Below are 1,869 nucleotides of genomic sequence, written 5' to 3'. Positions count from 1 at the left end.
GGCCTGGATGGCGTGGACCTCCCCGAGCCCTCGCCCGTGTCCGAGCCTGGGGCGCCCACGGCCGTCTCCGAGCCCGTCGCGCCCACCGAGACGCCTTCCTCCACCCCTTCTTCCGACGCCGCCGAGAGCGTGGGCGCGGATGGCCTGCCCCGCCTCGCGCCGCTGCCTGGAACCGTGGCGCGCAACGCGCCGAAACGGAGCTGACCCCTGAGTTCCCAGACTGCCGCTGACTCCGACCTGCGGATGAGCTTGATGGAGCACCTGTCGGAGCTCCGCGGGCGCCTCTTCAAGTGCACCCTGGCCGTCTTCATCCTGGGGACGGTGTCGCTGTTGTTCGCCAAGCCCATCTTCGGCGTGCTGATGCGGCCGGTGCTGGACGCGCTCCCGGAGGGCAACCGCGCCCTCATCTACACGTCCGGCATCGAGGAGCTGAACGTCCTGATGAAGGTGGGTGTGTACTGCGGCATCTTCCTCACCACGCCCGTCATCCTCTGGCAGATCTGGGGCTTCGTCTCGCCCGGCCTCTTCCCGGAGGAGCGGCGCTACGCGGCGCCCTTCGTCATGTTCGGCTCGCTCGCCTTCATCGCGGGCGCGTGCTTCTGCTACTTCGCGGTGCTGCCCTCCATGTTCAAGTTCCTCCTCAACGAGGAGGAGACGCTCGCGTTGGAGCAGCGGCTGGACACGGCCCGACTGCGCGCGGATGACGCCCTGCGCTTCCTGCGCGTGGGCGACGCGGAGCGGGCGGGCGCGCTGGCGAAGGAGACCAGCGCTTCGCTGCGCGCGGATGGAGAAGGTCAGTCACCGGCCCCCGAGCGGGCGCCCTCGCAGTCCGTGGAGCTGAAGTCCCGGCTGGCCGGACTGGGCAAGCTGGTGGACGCGGCGGCGGACGGCTACGGCGTCCAGTCGCGCGGCGTGTTGCGGCAGGCGGTGGAGAAGAAGGTGGTGGCGGTGACGGCCTACGCGAAGCAGGACTACGCGGCGGCGTCGGTGGCCATGGACGAGGCGGCGAGCCTGCTGGCGGGCGTGGCGCCCACGCGCACCGAGGAGCTGTCCGGCCTGTGGAAGCTGGAGAAGGAGCTGTCCGCGGGCGAGGCGCGGCACGAGGCGGCGCGGTGGACGCGGCCCATGCTGACGATGCACGAGCAGCTGTCGCTGGTGCTGCTGCTCATCCTCGCCTTCGGCATCATCTTCGAGCTGCCGCTGGTGATGGCGCTGCTCGGCGTGGTGGGCGTGGTGCAGTCGAAGTGGCTGTTCAAGTACCAGCGCCACGCCTTCGTGGTGTGCCTCATCGCGGCGGCCATCATCACCCCGACGGGTGACGTGGTGAACCTGTCGCTGATGGCGGGGCCCATGTTGCTCTGCTACGAGCTGGGCGTCCTGCTGGTGTGGTTGGTGGAGCGGCGGCGGGCGCGGAACGCGGCCGAGACGGGCATCACCCCGGCGTCGTAGTAGGGTCCGCGACCATGGTGGGCTCCCGCCGGCACTTCCGGGCCAACGTCCGATATCTGCGCGCGCTGCTGCGACGCTTCCGCACCACGATGGGGCTGGCCGTGGCCCTGTTCGTGGTGGGGCCCTTGATGTTCCATTGGCGCTACAGGGGAGCGGACGGGGACCCGATTTCCTTCGGCGAGGCCCTGCACCACGTCTACTTCCTGCTCTATGGCCAGCCGTCGCTGCCCTACGTGCACGACTGGCTCATCGAGCTTTTGAACGTCGTGATTCCCCCGGCGGGAATCGCCCTGGTGGCGGACGGCGTCGTGCGCTTCGCCTACCTCTTCTTCGCCCGGCACAAGAACGACAAGGAGTGGATTGAAGTGGTCACCGAGACGATGAAGGGCCACGTCGTGGTGTGCGGGGCGGGGCGGGTGG

General features: G+C 69.5%; 1 protein-coding gene and 2 pseudogenes. All 3 read left to right on the top strand.

Going from position 1 to position 1,869, the window contains the following annotated elements; all coding sequences use genetic code 11:
• A pseudogene (locus tag HR086_RS46555) lies at positions 1 to 204 on the top strand (Sec-independent protein translocase TatB); the annotation flags it as partial.
• A gap of 39 nt (positions 205 to 243) precedes the next feature.
• Positions 244 to 1,449: a twin-arginine translocase subunit TatC gene (locus HR086_RS46550; RefSeq protein WP_174457530.1), complete on the top strand. Its 1,206-nt coding sequence runs from the start codon at positions 244 to 246 to the stop codon at positions 1,447 to 1,449.
• A 14-nt stretch (positions 1,450 to 1,463) separates the two neighbouring features.
• Positions 1,464 to 1,869, top strand: a pseudogene (locus HR086_RS46545) (potassium transporter TrkA); the annotation flags it as partial.

It is taken from the genome of Myxococcus sp. CA039A (assembly GCF_013336645.1).
GTDB lineage: Bacteria > Myxococcota > Myxococcia > Myxococcales > Myxococcaceae > Myxococcus > Myxococcus llanfairpwllgwyngyllgogerychwyrndrobwllllantysiliogogogochensis.
Note: the sequence above shows the minus strand (reverse complement) of the source record. Positions and strands in the feature narration are given on the sequence as shown.

What these genes read in the sequence shown, in the direction of transcription:
- HR086_RS46550 (WP_174457530.1), top strand. Translation starts at nt 244, where the DNA reads ATGAGCTTGATGGAGCACCTGTCGGAGCTCCGCGGGCGCCTCTTCAAG.